Here is a 14,663-nt window from a genome sequence, read left to right as displayed (position 1 = left end):
GGTGCGAAACCAAGGCCACCGCGGCGGGAGAGTGGAAACGGCCGGCGGGACAATCCCACCGGCCGTGCCATCCAGCGGGTCGGGCTCAGGCCTGGCCTTCGCCTTCCTTCGGCGGGTACTTCAGGCTCAGCACCACGGTCGCGGCGATGATCACCGCCACCACGCCCAGCGACACCGGGGTCGGGATCTTGAACAGGTCGATGATCATCATCTTGATGCCGATGAAGCCCAGCACCAGCGCCAGGCCATACGGCAGCAGGTGGAAGCGGTCGGCCATGCCGGCCAGCAGGAAGAACATCGCGCGCAGGCCCAGCACCGCGAACACGTTGGAGGTGAGCACGATGAACGGGTCGGTGGTGATCGCGAAGATCGCCGGGATGCTGTCCACCGCGAAGATCACGTCGGTGACCGCGATCAGGATCAGCACCGCGAACAGCGGAGTGAACCAGCGCACGCCATCACGCTTCACGCTCAGCGCATTGCCCGCGTAATCCGGCAGCAGGCGCAGGTGCTTGCGCATCCAGCGCAGGGCCGGGTTGGTCTCCAGGTCCGGCTCCTGGCCGGCGGCGAACCACATCTTCCAGCCGGTGAAGAGCAGGAAGGCACCGAACACGTAGAGCAGCCAATGGAACTGGCTGATCAGCACGCTGCCGGCGAAGATCATGATCGTACGCAGCACGATCGCGCCCAGGATGCCGATGATCAGCACCTTCTGGCGCTGCTCCTCCGGCACTGCGAAGTAGCTCATGATCATCAGGAAGACAAAGATGTTGTCGACCGCCAGCGCCTTCTCGACCAGATAGCCGGTCAGGAACTCGAGGCCGACCTTGTTGGCCACCACCTGGCCGGCGGTCTCATTCAGGTAGTACCAGAGGCCCGCATTGAACAGCAGGGCCAGCGCGACCCAGCCGATGGACCACCACAGGGCCTCCTTGAAGGTGACCTTGTGCGGCCCACCATGGCGCATCAACACGAGGTCGACCAGCAGGGCGATGACCACCACCGCTGCGAAGCCGCCCCACAACCACACGTTACCGATCGTCTGCATTGGGAATGTCCGTTGGAAAGATGAATGCCAGGCCGGACGGCGAGGATCTGCAACGGAGGATCGGGAGGGGGATCCAGGGACAGAGCTTCGCCAGTACGGCGAAGGTCTCGCTCGCAGTTCCAGTCGGCTGGAACTGCCGTTGCACCGGAGCCTGCGGGCTCGAAATGACGGCGACAACGTCTGGGAGCTACTCCCCTTCTGGCGCCGATTCTGCGGCCTGGCCGGGCTGCCGTCAAATGCCGGGCGGCCGGGGCCCCCGCCCTGGTAGATGCCAACCTTGGTTGGCATGCCGGCCGGGGTCAGAGCCCCTGCGGGGATCTGACCCCGGTGCCCGGTTTACAATAGGTGGATGAATACCCCCCTTCCGATTGTCCGCCTCAAGAATGCGTGGCGTTCCAGCCACCCGTGGATCTTCCAGAAACTGGTCGAGAAGCCGACCGTCCGGCCCAAGCCCGGTTCCATCGTCGACGTGGTCGGCATCGATGGCGAGTTCATTGGCCGCGGGTTCTACAACGGGCACTCGCGCATTGCCGTGCGCATCCTCGAAACCGACCAGAACGTGCCGGTGGATGCCGGCTGGTTCTCGCGCAAGATCGCCCAGGCGGTGTCGCTGCGCCGTGAGGTGCTGAAGCTCGATGCGGTGTCCGACGCCTGGCGCGTGGTGCACAGCGAAGGCGACGGCCTGTCCGGCCTGGTGGTCGATCGTTACGGCGACCTGGTGGTGGTCGAATTCTTCGCCGCCGGCATGTTCCGCCACCGCGAGTGGATCTACGACGCCCTGCGCGAGCAGTTCCCGGGCTGCCGCTTCCACAGCTTCGCCGACGAGCACGTGCAGAAGCAGGAAAGCTTCGACTTCCACGGCAACACCACCACCGAAGCGGCGGTGATCACCGAGTACGGCATCAAGTTCCGCGCTGACCCGGCCGGTGCGCACAAGACCGGCTTCTTTGCCGACCAGCGCGAGAACCGCGAGTGGCTGAGCCAGCAGGTGGAAGGCAAGAGCGTGCTCGACCTGTGCTGCAACACCGGCGGTTTCGCCGTGTACGCAGCGGCGCGTGGTGCCACTGAAGTGGTCGGCATCGACATCGATGAAGACGTCATCCAGATCGCCAAGGGCAATTCGCGCCTGAACAACGTGCGCCCGAAGTTCGTCCAGTCCGACATCTTCCCGTGGCTGCGCGACGCCGCCAACCGCGGTGAGCAGTACGACGTGGTGATCCTGGACCCGGCGAAGATGACCCGCGACCGCGACCAGGTGATCACTGCGCTGAAGAAGTACCTGGACATGAACAAGCTGGCACTGGGCGTGGTCAAGCCCGGTGGCCTGTTCGCCACGTTCTCCTGCACCGGCCTGGTGGCCGAGGACCAGTTCCTCGACATGCTGCGCCGCGCGGCCTATTTCTCCGGCCGCACGATCCAGATCCTGAAGGTGGCCGGCGCCGGTCCGGATCATCCGTTCATGGCCCACGTGCAGGAATCGCGTTACCTCAAGGCCGTGTTCTGCCGCGTGGTGGACTGACTCCAACCTGTAGAGTCGAGCCCTGCTCGACTCGCGCGGTGCTTGGCCAGATCAGATCAGCCGAGCATGGCTCGGCTCCACAAGACCGAGGCCGCCGTGCCTGCATCGCCAGGAAAGGCCCATGCGCAAAGCCGACCGCCTGTTCCAGCTGGTCAACCTGATCCGCGTACGCCAGCCGGTGACCGCCGCCGTGCTGGCGGCGGAGCTGGGCCTGTCGGTGCGCAGCATCTACCGCTACATCGATGACCTGTCCGTGGCCGGTATTCCGGTCTACGGCGAGGCGGGCATCGGCTACCGGCTCGACCCGGGTTTCGAACTGCCCCCGCTGAGCCTGGATGCGGCCGAGGCCGAGGCACTGCAGCTGGCCGTGGAAATGCTGGCGTGCAGTGGCGCTGGCCACCTGCAACCGGCGGCGCGTTCGCTGCTGCACAAGCTGCAGGCGGCGATGCCCGAGCGTGCTGCCAGCCCGCGCACCGCTCGCGCGCTGCGCGCGGTGCCGGTTTCGCTGCCGTACTGGCAGCCCTTGCATATCGCCATCGCCGCCGGCCGCAGCGTGCATCTGCGCTATCGCACGCTGCAGGGCGCGCCGAGTGATCGCATCGTGTACCCGCTGGGCCTGTTCCATTGGGGCCAGCACTGGACGCTGGGCAGCTGGTGCGGGCTTCGCCAGGACTACCGCGATTTCCGCCTGGACCAGATCGAAGCCCTGGCCGAAGCGGATGGCCTGGCCCTGCCTGCGCAGGTCGGCCTGGAGGCCTATCTGCGCCACCAGCAGCGAGCCTGGACGCTGCGCGGCCACTGACACCCCGGTGGCAGCAGGGGGAGCACAGACTGCGCGCTCCTCCACCAACGGGCTTCACCATGCACCCTGCTTCTTCCGTCCTCGAACTGGCCGTGTTCACCGTCAAACCGCACGCGCGCGCCGACATGCCGATGCTGCGCGAGCAGTTGCGCACGGCCATTGCGCAGTTTCCCGGCCTGATCGACTACCAGCCGTTCTCGCCGATGGACGGCGACGACCGTTTCGTCGACATCGCCCACTGGCAGGACCTGGCCAGCGCACAGGCAGCGGCACAGGCCTTCGCCGGTGGTGATGCGCGTTTTGCACCGTACATGGCTGCCATTGATGAGCTGCAGCTGATGCAGCATTTCCTGCCCGGTTGATCACCGGCGGCGCGCGCCTCAGGGCTGCGCGCCCGCCTGCGCCGGTGGCGCCTGCAACTGCTGCAGCAGGCCGTTGATCACCCGGGCCCGGCCGCGCACGTGATAGCCCAGGGTGGTCAGGCCGATGCCAGCGATGACCAGCAGCAGCAGTGACCAGGCGATCGCTGTGCCGATGAAGTGCAGCGCGCCCATGCGCAGCCAATGGTCACGCAGCCACGCTTGGCTGCGCACCGAATAGGGGACCTTGGCTTTGGCTTCAAAGCGCGCACGGATGACATCGGGCACCGCGATACCGATGTCCTCGCCGCGGGCGATGGCCTGGCCGATATCGTTCAAGGGGATGCTGGGTCTTGCCAGCGAGCGCTGCGCCTGCAGGTAGCCCTGCCATTGCGGGCTGAGTGTCGTGAAACCCGGGCTGTCGATGAGCTTGCCGAGCTGGCTGCTGTCGAGCTTCGTGCCATCGCCAGCGTCAGCCCGGCTGAAGTCGGGACTGACGATTCCGTTGCCGAACAGCAAGCCGACCAGCAACGAGCCACCAATCACGAACGAGAAGGTGAAGTGGCGTACGCCGCGGTTGAGCAGCACCCTGCGCAGGCCGAATCCCATCCAGAACAGCAACCCGCCAAAGAGGATCAGGCTGGCCAGCAGCAGCATGGCAGACGTGCCGGGATCAGTACCGTAGCCGGCCGGCACGTGTGCCGAGGGCGGACTGCCGGTCAGCCCCTGCAGGAATATCATGGACAGCAGCGCCGTGGCCGGCAGCACCGCCAGACACGCCAGACCCAGGGTGCGTGCGAACGAACCCCGGCGATACAGCGCGCGCAGCCCGGGAACGGCTTCGACCCGCGGCTGCAGTTCCGCCGGTACCCTCAGTGGGTCGGGCCGGGACGTGATCATGCCGGTTCTCCGGAAGTGCGCAGCAGCTGCTGCAGGGCCTGTTTCAACTGGTCCTGTGCCTGCGAGGCGCGGGCGACCATCTGCGGGCTGGCGTTGTCGTTGTTGTGCAGGGCGAGGATGGTCTGGCGCCAGATCGGCAGCAGGATCTGCACCGTCTCGCTGTAGCGGTCCAGCAGTTCGATGGCGTGGTTGCGCGCCAGCTGCACCTGGATCCGGCTCATCGAATGGCTGGCCAGCAGTGCGGTGAGGTTGGCGATGCGGCGCTGCAGGCGCTCCACCGGTCGATCCAGCACCATCGGATCGTCACTGGCACCACTGCCCGGGGGCAGTTCCTGCAGGAACTGCACGCCCGCATCGATGTAGATCTGCAAGTGGGCGCCCTGCACGTCATGCAGCTCCAGCTGTGCGTTCAACCGATCGACGCTGCCGCGCACCGCGATCGCCTGGCGCTCGATCTCGGCCAGGACGTCACCGTTTCCCCCCAGCGCGATGCGTCGACGCAGGCGCTGCTCGATGTCGGCACCAGTGAACCGGTCCCACCAGCCAGCGCGTTCCAGCAGTGCATTGGGGTCATGCTCGGAGAGGCGGCTGACCAGTTCAGCCAGCGCCTTGGCCAACGCGTTGGCACTACCGTCCTGCCAAGCGGGCTCCGCACTGGCGCTGGCCAGTTCGGCCGGGCCATAGCGACCGATGTCGATGCGCCCGGCGAACAGGACCGGCAGCACATCGCGCTTGAGCTGTTCGACGCAGGGCCCGGCGGCAACCGGGTGTTCGCTGGGGAGTGGTGGAGGGACAGGATGCGGCATCAAGGTTCCGTTCCAGGGGCAATGCAGCGCGGGGCCGTCAGTGCCGTTAGCGGCTGCCGCCGAGTGTAATGGAGCACGCGTGCTGTCGTCCGGCACTACCCCGGGCCACCCTCACGGCGCTATGGTCGGCGTCTCCCAACATCGGTGGATGCCCATGCCTTCGTTGCGTCGCTTGTCCGTCGTGCTTGCCCTGGCGCTGTGCGCGCCACTGTCCGCCCACGCCATCGAGTTCAGCGCGCAGGAGCTGGCCCGTGCCAAGGCCCTGCAGCAGCGCCTGGTGACCCTGGACAGCCATCTGGATACGCCGGCCAACTTCGGTCGCAGCGGCTTCGACATCGAACAGCGGCATGACCGAAACGCGCTTTCGCAGGTGGACTACCCGCGCATGGTCGAGGGCGCGCTGGACGGCGGCTTCTGGGCGATCTACACCGATCAGGGCGATCGCAGCCCCGCCGCGCACCTCGCGGAGCGTGACCATGGCCTGCAGCGGCTGCTGGAGATCCGCGAGATGCTGGCCGCCACCCCCGAGCGCTTCGCGTTGGCATTGACGGCGGATGACGCGGCGCGGATCAAGGCCGCCGGCAAGCGCGTGGTCTACATCAGCATGGAAAACGCCAGCCCGCTGGTGGAAGACCCGAGCCTGCTTTCGTTCTACCACCGCGCTGGCCTGCGACTGCTCAGCACCGTGCACTTCGCCAACAACGAGTTCGCCGATTCGGCCACCGATCCGAAGGGCGCCGAGTGGAAAGGCCTGAGCCCGGCGGGCAAGGACCTGGTGCGGCAAGCAGCGAAGCTGGGCATCGTGATCGACCAGTCGCATGCGTCCGACGCGGTGTTCGACGACCTGCTGGCGATGATGCCGGTGCCGTTCGTGCTGTCGCACAGCTCGGCCAAGGCGGTCTACGACCACCCGCGAAATCTTGATGACGCGCGGCTGCGCAAGCTGGCCAAGGCCGGTGGCGTGATCCAGGTGAACGCCTATGGCGGCTACCTGATCGACACCGCGAAGACGCCCGAGCGCAAGCAGGCCGAAGAAGCGCTGAGCAAGCAGCTGGGCGGCTGGGAAGGAATGGGCATCGAGCAGGGCGTTGCCCTGCTGAAGGCCGAGCAGGCGCTGGACCACGAGCATCCGGTGCGCCATGCCAGCCTGGACGATTTCTTCGCCCACTTCGAGCACATCCTCAAGGTGGTCGGCCCCGAACACGTGGGCATCGGCCTGGACTGGGATGGCGGCGGTGGCCTGAGTGACCTGCCCGATGTCAGCCAGCTGCCGAAGATCACTGCGTGGCTGCTGCGCAAGGGCTATACCGAGAAGCAGATTGCCGGCATCTGGGGCGACAACCTGCTGCGGGTGATGCGCCAGGCGCAGGACTACGCCGCAAAGCAGGGCGGTTGACCGCCCTGGGGTAGTGCCGGCCGCTGGCCGGCACTGGCCGTATCAACAGGATGCGAGGTGCCGGCCAGCGGCCGGCACTACCGGTGAACCGGTTATTTCGCGATCAGCGCGTGGCGACGGCTGTACAGGAAGTACAGCACCAGGCCGGCCAGGTTCCACAACAGGAAATACAGCTGGGTGGTGTGCGGCAGGCTGATGAACAGATAGATGCAGCCCAGCGCGGCCAACGGGCCGACCACGAAGGCCAGCGGCGTACGGAAGGTACGTTCGCGGTTCGGCTCGCGCAGGCGCAGCACCACCAGGCAGATGCCCACGGCGGTGAACGCGGCCAGGGTGCCGGCATTGGCCAGGGCGGCGATCTCGTCCAGGCGGGCCACGCCGGCCAGCGCCGACACCACCACCGCGGTGAACAGCGTGGTCGCCACCGGCGTGCCGGTACGTGCGTTGACCTTGGACAGGCTGCGCGGCAGCAGGCCATCGCGGCTCATCACGAAGAAGATGCGGCTCTGGCCGTACAGGAAGGCCAGCAGCACCGTCGGCAGCGCGATGATCGCGATCACGCCGATCACCATCGCGGCGGTCGGATGGCCCAGCTGGCGCATGATCAGGGCCAGCGGCTCGGCACTATGGCCGAACACCGCGTAGCTCATCGCACCGACGGCCGCGAGCGCGACCAGCACGTAGACGATGGTGCAGCCGATCATCGAACCGATGATGCCGATCGACAGGTCGCGGCCCGGGTTCTTGGTTTCCTCGGCAGCAGTGGAGATCGCATCGAAGCCATAGAACGCGAAGAAGATGATCGCCGCTGCCGCCATCACGCCGTGTTCGACGCCATCGGGGCCGATCGACTTGGCGAAACCGTACGGCATGAACGGCTGCAGGTTGTTGCTGTCGAACGCGGGCAGGGCCACCGCCACGAAGATGGCCAGCGCGATCAGCTTGAACACCACCAGGATGGCGTTGAGGGTGGCGCTTTCCTTGGTGCCGGCCATCAGCATCCCGGCCACCAGCCAGGTGATGATGATCGCGGGCAGGTTGATCATGCCGCCTTCCACGTGCGGACCGGCCGCCAGCCACGCGGGCAGGTGCACGTTCCAGCCGAACTGGGTGTGGACCCATTCGAGGAAGCCGACGAAGTAGCCGGACCAGCCCACCGCCACGGTACTCACCACCAGCGAGTACTCCAGGATCAGGCTCCAGCCCACCACCCAGGCGAACACCTCGCCCAGCGCGCTGTAGCTGTAGGTGTAGGCACTGCCGGCGGCCGGCATCATCGTCGACAGCTCGGCGTAGGACAGTGCCGCACAGGCGCAGACCGCACCGGCGATGGCGAAGGAGATCAGCACGGCCGGGCCGGCCAGGTTGGCACCGACACCGATCAGCGTGTAGATGCCGGTGCCAACGATGGCACCGATGCCCAGCGCGATCAGGTGCGGCCAGCTGAGCGTCGGGATCAGACGCCTGCCGGCTTCGTGGACGGTGACGGAATCTAGGGACTTGCGCCGGAACAGGGACATGCAGGCCTCGGAAGGGGTGACTAAGAACGACAAGTTCCCGAGTGTGACCGAACGCAGCGCAGCATTACCACTGACGGGGGTCATGCGAGGGTCAGATGCGTCACCGGCGCGGCTGTACTCCGAGCATTCTGCCGGAATCGGCACAAATGCTGGCAGGATTCGAAATGATTCGATCCCTCAAGGCGAGCCGGGAGGCGCTTGAAGCGTGAGAGCAGGGGCCAGATCGATGCTGACCCGCTGCGAATCAACCACTGGCGCCGCACCTTGGGTTCTCAACTGGCCCACCAGTACTTCGAAGCCCTGCGCGCGGCCGAACGCGTGCTCGTCCAGGGTCAACGGCAGCAGCTGCAGGAAGTCGAATCGTCCCGATGGCAGTTGCTGGGGTCCCGGGAAATGCAACGACGGAACGAAGACGGCCGCCTGCAGCATGCTCCCTGCGTGATCCACCGGCCCCCCCAGCTTCAGCCGGTCCCATGGCGCCAACGGATTGCCGGGCATGCGTGAGTGGCACAGCAGCAGGTGGTACGCGGTGAACCAGCGCAAGGTGGTCAGTGCCCAGGTCGCTTCGTCCTGCGTCTCAAGCATCAGTTCGATGCCCAACCCCGAATCGCCATCTTCGTGCCGCCCTTCCCAGGGGTTGGACAGGCCGGAGCTGACATAGATCCAGTGCCTTCGATCACCGTGCGGAGGGCAGGCATTGACGCCGACATGCAGCCAGCGCGGGTCGATCTGGTCCTGCTTGAAGACGTTGCGCAGCAGATCCATGTCGATCGGATAGATCCCCGGCCCGGTATCGCCGAACAACCGCCGGTACAGCGTCTCCTCCCGATATTCCCAGCTGCGCTCCAGCAGGGTATCGTCGTCCATGGTGCTCACTCGGCCACCTTGCCGGGCCAGCGGCAGCCGTCTTCCTGCCAGGCCTCGACGTCATCGTGGAAGGTGGTGCGACGTCCGTCGCGGCTACGCTCGTAGCTCAGGTCCAGCACCAGCGCGCCCTGCGTGCTCAGCAGGTAGCGGCCGTTGAGGCGCCCGTTGATGCGCTCTTCCCAGACGCTGTCGAACTGGTAGGGGCGGTCTTCGGCCAGCACCGTGGTCTCCATTGAAACCCGGCGCAGCAGCAGGCGTTCGCGCTGCCCGGCATAGCGAACGTCGGCCTGGCCGTCATCCAGCCAACGCCATTCCAGATGGATGACGTCATTGCGGCCGCCGCTCAGGCAGCGATGATCCTGTGCGGTGGCCGCCGGGGCGGTCGTGTTGGCCAGAAGCAGCAGGGCGCCCATCGCCGTCGGCCAGGGTTTCATCCGTTCAGCCCCAACCGGATGCCGAACCCCACCAGGAACAGGCCTGCCACACGGCGCAGCGCATCGCTGATCCGTGGGTGCTGGATCAGGCGGCGACGGGCCAGGTTGCCCACGCCGATCAGCATCGAGCAATAGGCGATGCTGACCACCAGAATGATGCCGGCCAGCGCAGCGAAGGTGGCGATGCCCTGGTGTGCCTTCGGATCGATGAACAACGGCAGGAAGGCCATGTAGAACAGGATCGCCTTCGGGTTGAGCAGGCTGACCAGGATCGCCTGCTGGAAGTAGCGGCCCGGCTGCATGCGGATCGGGCCGGCGTCGCCGCCCTCGTGCTTCGGTGTGCGCAGCAGGCTGATGCCCACCCACACCAGGTAGGCTGCGCCGAGGTACTGCACCGCGTGGAACACCAGCGGATTAGCCTTCAGCAGTGCGGCCACACCGGCCAGCGCCAGCCACATCAGGATCTGATCGCCGACCAGCAGGCCGGCCAGCGCGGTATAGCCACCACGCACGCCGCCACGGCCGGTGGCGGTGAGCAGCGTGAAGGTACCGGGGCCGGGCAGGGCGAGAAACACCAGCACAGCGACCAGAAACGTCCACAGGTCCTGGATGCCCATCCACGGCATGGCGGCGTTCTCTTGTTACGGGGGGCCGCCATTGTCGGCCAGTGCTGCCGTTGGCGACAGGGGGCGGGTGAGGCCAGTGGGCATGCCAGACAGCAGCGGTTGCAGGTGCTGGCGCAGTTGCGCGTGCAGCTGCCGCACGGCCGGTGAGAACTGCTTGCGGTGCGGGCACACCAGCTGCAGCGGAATGCTGCTGCCAACACCGTCGAGCAGCAGCTGCAGGCGCCCGGCCTGCACGTCCTCGCGCAGGTCCAGCCAGGACTTGTAGGTGATGCCTTCGCCGGCCACGGCCCAGCGCCGGACGACGTCGGCATCGTCGCAGACCAGCGGACCGCGCACCGGGATCACGTTGCGACGCCCTTCGACCTCGAATGACCAGCGATCGTAGGCGCGGCCGTTGAGTTGATAGACCAGGCAGTCGTGCTCGCGCAGATCCTCCAGGCGGGTGGGCGTGCCACGCCGCTGCAGGTAATCGGGCGAGGCTGCGAGTACGCGCCGGTTGCCTTCCAGCAGCGGCAGGGCGACGTAGCTGGCGTCGTCGAAGTGGCCGATGCGGATGGCCACATCGACCGGATCGCGGAACACATCGGCCACCTCGTCGGACAGGCGCAGGTGCAGGCGCAGCCGCGGGTGCGCAGCGCGGAAGGCGCTCAGCCAGGGCAGCAGCAGGTTGCGGCCGAGGTCCGAGGGGGCCGACAGCTGCAGGGTGCCGTGCAGCTCGGTGTCCTCTCCCTGCACGCGCGCCTGGCCCTCACGCAGGGTGGACAGCACGTCCTGCGCGTACGGCAGGTACAGCGCGCCCTCGCCGGTGAGGCGCAGGCTGCGGGTGGTGCGCACGAACAGGCGCAGATCCAGCTCGCGTTCCAGCCGCGCCACCGCCGCGGCGACCTGCCCGGGCAGCAGATCGGCCTCGCGCGCCGCCTGCGAGAAGCTGCCCAGTGCGGCAGTGCGGACGAACAGCTGCAGATCGTCGAAGCGGATCATCTTCATTGCCAGAGTGAAAGTGCTGCCCGATTCTGCGCCTTTCTGTGGGAGCGCGTGCGGCGCAACCTGTCGCCTCCTTCCCCACTGGACCGCTGCCATGCGCGCCATTGCCTACACCCAAGCCGGCCTGCCGATCGATGATGCCCAGGCCCTGATCGACATCGAACTGGAGCTGCCGCTGCCCGGCCCGCGTGACCTGCGCGTGGCGGTACGTGCGGTGGCGGTGAACCCGGTCGACACCAAGGTCCGTCGCGGCGTGGCCACCGATGGCCCGCGCGTGCTGGGCTGGGATGCGGTCGGCATCGTCGACGCGGTGGGCAGCGAGGTGACCCTGTTCCAGCCCGGCGATGCGGTCTACTACGCCGGCGTCATCGATCGCCCGGGCAGCAACGCCGAGTACCAGCTGGTGGACGAACGCAGCGTCGGCCGCAAGCCGGCCAGTCTGGATGACGCCGCCGCCGCCGCGCTGCCACTGACCGCGATCACCGCCTGGGAGCTGTTGTTCGACCGCCTGAGAATTCCCGAGGGCGGGGGCGAAGGCCAGACCCTGCTGGTGATCGGCGCTGCCGGCGGTGTCGGTTCGATCCTGGTGCAGCTGGCGCGGAAGCTGACGAAACTGACGGTGATCGGCACCGCCTCGCGTCCGGATACCCAGGACTGGGCCTACGCAATGGGTGCACACCATGTGATCGACCACAGCCTGCCGCTGGCTGAGGGCCTGGCGCGGCTCGGCATCAGCGAGGTACAGCACGTGGCCAGCCTGACCCACTCCGACCAGCACTACGCGCAGATCGTGGAACTGCTGGCGCCGCAGGGCCAGCTGGGCCTGATCGATGATCCCGGCCAGGTCGATGTGATGGCGCTCAAGCGCAAGGCCCTGTCCCTGCACTGGGAATCGATGTTCACCCGGCCGCTGTACAGGACCGCCGACATGCAGCGCCAGCACGACCTGTTGAACCGGGTGGCCGAGCTGATCGACATGGGCGTGCTGCAGACCACCCTGGGCGAGCACTTCGGGCGCATCGACGCGGCCAACCTGCGGCGTGCCCACGCGCTGCTGGAGAGCCACCGCGCCAAGGGCAAGATCGTGCTGGAAGGCTGGTAACGCAGGTTGTTCCCGCGCACTCGGGGTCAGATCCCTTTCCCGTTGGGAAAGGGATCTGACCTCTGCCTCAGGCCACGCCGTTGTCGACGTGTTCGGCGAAACCGGGCTGCTGGCGCAGGCGTTCGAACCACGCCGCGAGGTGTGGCAGCACGGGCTTGTGGCCGGGCGTGCTGCGCCAGCGTTGGGTCGATAGCCCGAGCACGATGTCGGCCAGAGTGAAGGTGTTGCCCGCCACATGGCCGCTGGTAGCGGCCAGCTGTGCATCAAGCACACCCATCAGCCGGTTCCACTGCGCCAGGCTGGCCTCGGCGCGGGCGTCATCCGGATAGTCCGGATGCTGGCGCACGCGCGCCATGAATACATGGCGCCAGGCGCTGTTGAGGTCGCTGGCCTGCCAGTCCATCCATTGCTCCACCCGTGCACGGGCCTGCGCCGTGGCGGGCAGCAGGTCCTCGCGTCCGCCGCGTGTGGCCAGGTAGCGGCAGATGCTGTTGGACTCCCACAGCACGAAGTCGCCATCGCGCAGCACCGGCACCTGCCGGTTCGGGTTCAGCGTGGCCAGCATGTCCGGCAGTGGCGCAGGCTCGTGCTGTACATGCAGGTCCAGCCCGGCACACAGCCACAGCACCTTGCGCACATTGATGGAGGTGGGCTTTCCGTACAGAGCGAGCATGGTCCTGACGCAGCAGCTGAGACTCGGCCAGCCTACACTTGCCCCATGCAAACCGAATATCTGCTCATTGGTGGCCTGCTATTGGCCGTGCTCATCCTGCAACTGGTCGCCCTGCTGCGCCGCCCGCCGCATGACCGCCTGGAACAGGCCGTGCGCGAGGAGGCGCGCGCCGGGCGCAGCGAGCTGCGCGAACAGCTCGATGGCTTCGCCCGCGCGCTGACCGATCTGTCCACCCGCACCGACCAGCGTCTGGACCTGCTGCGCGAAGCGCTGGGCGAAGATGCCCGCAAGGCGCGCGCAGAAGCGGCCGAGAGCCAGCAGCGGGGCGCCGCGTTGATGGGGCAGCGGCTGCAGGAACTGCGCGGCCAGCTGGAGACCTTCGGCCAGCAGCAGGAAGCGCGCATCCATGCGTTTGGCCAGCAGCTGCAGGAGCTCACCGGGCGTACCGATACCCAGCTCGGCGCGCTGCGCCAGACCCTGGTGGACGATGCACGCAAGGGCCGCGAGGAAGGCGCGCAATCGCAGCAGCGCCTGACCGAGAACCTGGGCCTGCGCCTGCAGGAGCTGACCCAGCGCAACGAGCAACGCATCGCCGAGATGCGTGCCACGCTGGAAGAACAGCTGCGCGCGCTGCAGAACGACAATGCGCAGAAGCTGGAGCAGATGCGCCACACCGTGGACGAGAAGCTGCAGTCGACGCTGGAAACGCGGCTGGGCAACTCCTTCAAGTTGGTTTCCGAGCGCCTGGAGCAGGTCCAGCGCGGCCTCGGCGAGATGCAGCAGCTGGCCACCGGCGTCGGCGACCTCAAGCGCGTGCTGACCAACGTCAAGAACCGCGGCAGCTGGGGTGAAGTGCAACTGGAGAACATCCTCGAGCAGACGCTCACCCAGGAGCAGTATGCGCGTGCGGTGAAGGTGCGCCCGGATAGTGGCGAGATGGTCGATATCGCGGTGCGCCTGCCGGGCCGCAGCAGCGACGATACGCCGGTATGGCTGCCGATCGACTCCAAGTTCCCGCGTGAAGACTACGAGCGCCTGCTGGACGCGCAGGAACAGGGCGACGCCGAGGGCGTACGCCTGCAGGGCATCCAGCTTGAACGCGCGGTGCGCGTGCAGGCCAAATCAATCTGCGACAAGTACATTGCGCCGCCGCACACCACCGACTTCGCGGTGATGTTCCTGCCCACCGAAGGCCTGTATGCCGAAGTGATCCGGCGCCCGGGCCTGGTCGATCTGCTGCAGCGGGAGCACCGCGTGGTGGTGGCCGGGCCGACTACGGTCACCGCGCTGCTCAACAGCCTGCAGATGGGCTTCCGCACGCTGGCCATCGAGCAGCGTTCCAGCGAGGTTTGGAGCCTGCTGGGCGCGGTGAAGAGTGAGTTCGGCAAGTTTGCCGGCATTCTCGAGAAGGCCGAGAAGCAGATCACCACGGTTGGCCGCAGCATCGGCGAGGCCAGCCGCAAGACGCGCACCATCGAACGCCGCCTGCGCGGCGTGGAGTCGCTGGCGTCGGAACAGGCGCAGTCGCTGCTCGGCGATCTTGCCGAGGGGGATGCGGCGGGCGAGGACGAAGGCAGTGACGGCGACGAGGCCTGAGCCACGCTGACACGCCGCCTGCATCGCCGAT

15 protein-coding genes are annotated in these 14,663 nt (G+C 67.0%); 6 read left to right on the top strand and 9 right to left on the bottom strand.

Going from position 1 to position 14,663, the window contains the following annotated elements:
- Positions 1-85: 85 nt before the first annotated feature.
- Positions 86-1,048, bottom strand: a complete 963-nt coding sequence (locus D5301_RS19570; RefSeq protein ID WP_010487446.1) for a TerC family protein — start codon at positions 1,046-1,048, stop codon at positions 86-88.
- A 349-nt stretch (positions 1,049-1,397) separates the two neighbouring features.
- Here D5301_RS19570 and D5301_RS19565 point away from each other — a divergent pair, with 349 nt between their 5' ends.
- The 3 genes from D5301_RS19565 (at position 1,398) to D5301_RS19555 (ending at position 3,731) form a co-directional block, all read left to right on the top strand.
- On the top strand, positions 1,398-2,567 hold the full coding sequence (locus D5301_RS19565) for a class I SAM-dependent rRNA methyltransferase (RefSeq protein ID WP_032128500.1): 1,170 nt from the start codon (positions 1,398-1,400) through the stop codon (positions 2,565-2,567).
- A gap of 121 nt (positions 2,568-2,688) precedes the next feature.
- Complete coding sequence (locus D5301_RS19560; protein ID WP_153856637.1) at positions 2,689-3,369, top strand: YafY family protein; 681 nt, start codon at positions 2,689-2,691, stop codon at positions 3,367-3,369.
- Positions 3,370-3,428: 59 nt separating this feature from the next.
- Positions 3,429-3,731, top strand: a complete 303-nt coding sequence (locus D5301_RS19555) for an antibiotic biosynthesis monooxygenase (RefSeq protein ID WP_153856636.1) — start codon at positions 3,429-3,431, stop codon at positions 3,729-3,731.
- 18 nt (positions 3,732-3,749) lie between these two features.
- On the opposite strand, the gene D5301_RS19550 is transcribed toward D5301_RS19555, so the two are convergent.
- Positions 3,750-4,628: a hypothetical protein gene (locus tag D5301_RS19550; protein WP_153856635.1), complete on the bottom strand. Its 879-nt coding sequence runs from the start codon at positions 4,626-4,628 to the stop codon at positions 3,750-3,752.
- Complete coding sequence (locus tag D5301_RS19545; protein ID WP_153856634.1) at positions 4,625-5,434, bottom strand: protein klaA; 810 nt, start codon at positions 5,432-5,434, stop codon at positions 4,625-4,627. The genes D5301_RS19550 and D5301_RS19545 overlap by 4 nt, the downstream gene beginning before the upstream one ends.
- 154 nt (positions 5,435-5,588) lie before the next feature.
- Between D5301_RS19545 and D5301_RS19540 the strand changes: the two genes are divergently transcribed.
- The gene (locus D5301_RS19540) at positions 5,589-6,830 is read left to right on the top strand and encodes a dipeptidase (RefSeq protein WP_153856633.1); all 1,242 of its coding nucleotides are present in this window, start codon (positions 5,589-5,591) and stop codon (positions 6,828-6,830) included.
- A gap of 92 nt (positions 6,831-6,922) precedes the next feature.
- Here the strand turns inward: D5301_RS19540 and D5301_RS19535 are convergent, their stop codons facing one another.
- The 5 genes from D5301_RS19535 to D5301_RS19515 form a co-directional block, all read right to left on the bottom strand.
- The gene (locus D5301_RS19535; protein WP_153856632.1) at positions 6,923-8,350 is read right to left on the bottom strand and encodes an amino acid permease; all 1,428 of its coding nucleotides are present in this window, start codon (positions 8,348-8,350) and stop codon (positions 6,923-6,925) included.
- Between the two features lie 177 nt (positions 8,351-8,527).
- On the bottom strand, positions 8,528-9,217 hold the full coding sequence (locus D5301_RS19530; protein ID WP_153856771.1) for a suppressor of fused domain protein: 690 nt from the start codon (positions 9,215-9,217) through the stop codon (positions 8,528-8,530).
- 5 nt (positions 9,218-9,222) lie between these two features.
- On the bottom strand, positions 9,223-9,651 hold the full coding sequence (locus D5301_RS19525; protein WP_153856631.1) for a hypothetical protein: 429 nt from the start codon (positions 9,649-9,651) through the stop codon (positions 9,223-9,225).
- Entirely contained in the window at positions 9,648-10,277 is a 630-nt protein-coding gene (leuE, locus tag D5301_RS19520) for a leucine efflux protein LeuE (RefSeq protein ID WP_005411716.1), read from the bottom strand. The genes D5301_RS19525 and leuE overlap by 4 nt, the downstream gene beginning before the upstream one ends.
- A 15-nt stretch (positions 10,278-10,292) precedes the next feature.
- On the bottom strand, positions 10,293-11,264 hold the full coding sequence (locus D5301_RS19515; RefSeq protein ID WP_110714220.1) for a LysR family transcriptional regulator: 972 nt from the start codon (positions 11,262-11,264) through the stop codon (positions 10,293-10,295).
- A 91-nt stretch (positions 11,265-11,355) separates the two neighbouring features.
- On the opposite strand from D5301_RS19515, the gene D5301_RS19510 reads away from it, so the two are divergent.
- Positions 11,356-12,363, top strand: a complete 1,008-nt coding sequence (locus tag D5301_RS19510; RefSeq protein ID WP_153856630.1) for a zinc-binding alcohol dehydrogenase family protein — start codon at positions 11,356-11,358, stop codon at positions 12,361-12,363.
- 67 nt (positions 12,364-12,430) lie between these two features.
- On the opposite strand, the gene D5301_RS19505 is transcribed toward D5301_RS19510, so the two are convergent.
- Positions 12,431-13,036: a glutathione S-transferase N-terminal domain-containing protein gene (locus tag D5301_RS19505; protein WP_153856629.1), complete on the bottom strand. Its 606-nt coding sequence runs from the start codon at positions 13,034-13,036 to the stop codon at positions 12,431-12,433.
- A gap of 45 nt (positions 13,037-13,081) precedes the next feature.
- Between D5301_RS19505 and rmuC the strand changes: the two genes are divergently transcribed.
- A complete protein-coding gene (rmuC, locus tag D5301_RS19500; RefSeq protein ID WP_110714217.1) occupies positions 13,082-14,632 on the top strand; it encodes a DNA recombination protein RmuC in 1,551 nt (516 codons plus the stop codon).
- The last annotated feature ends 31 nt before the right edge of the window (positions 14,633-14,663 follow it).

The sequence above is a fragment of the Stenotrophomonas sp. MH181796 genome (assembly GCF_009659995.1).
GTDB classification, from domain to species: Bacteria; Pseudomonadota; Gammaproteobacteria; order Xanthomonadales; family Xanthomonadaceae; genus Stenotrophomonas; species Stenotrophomonas riyadhensis.
The sequence above is the reverse complement of the archived record's forward strand: the minus strand, read 5'-3'. Positions and strand labels throughout refer to the sequence as shown.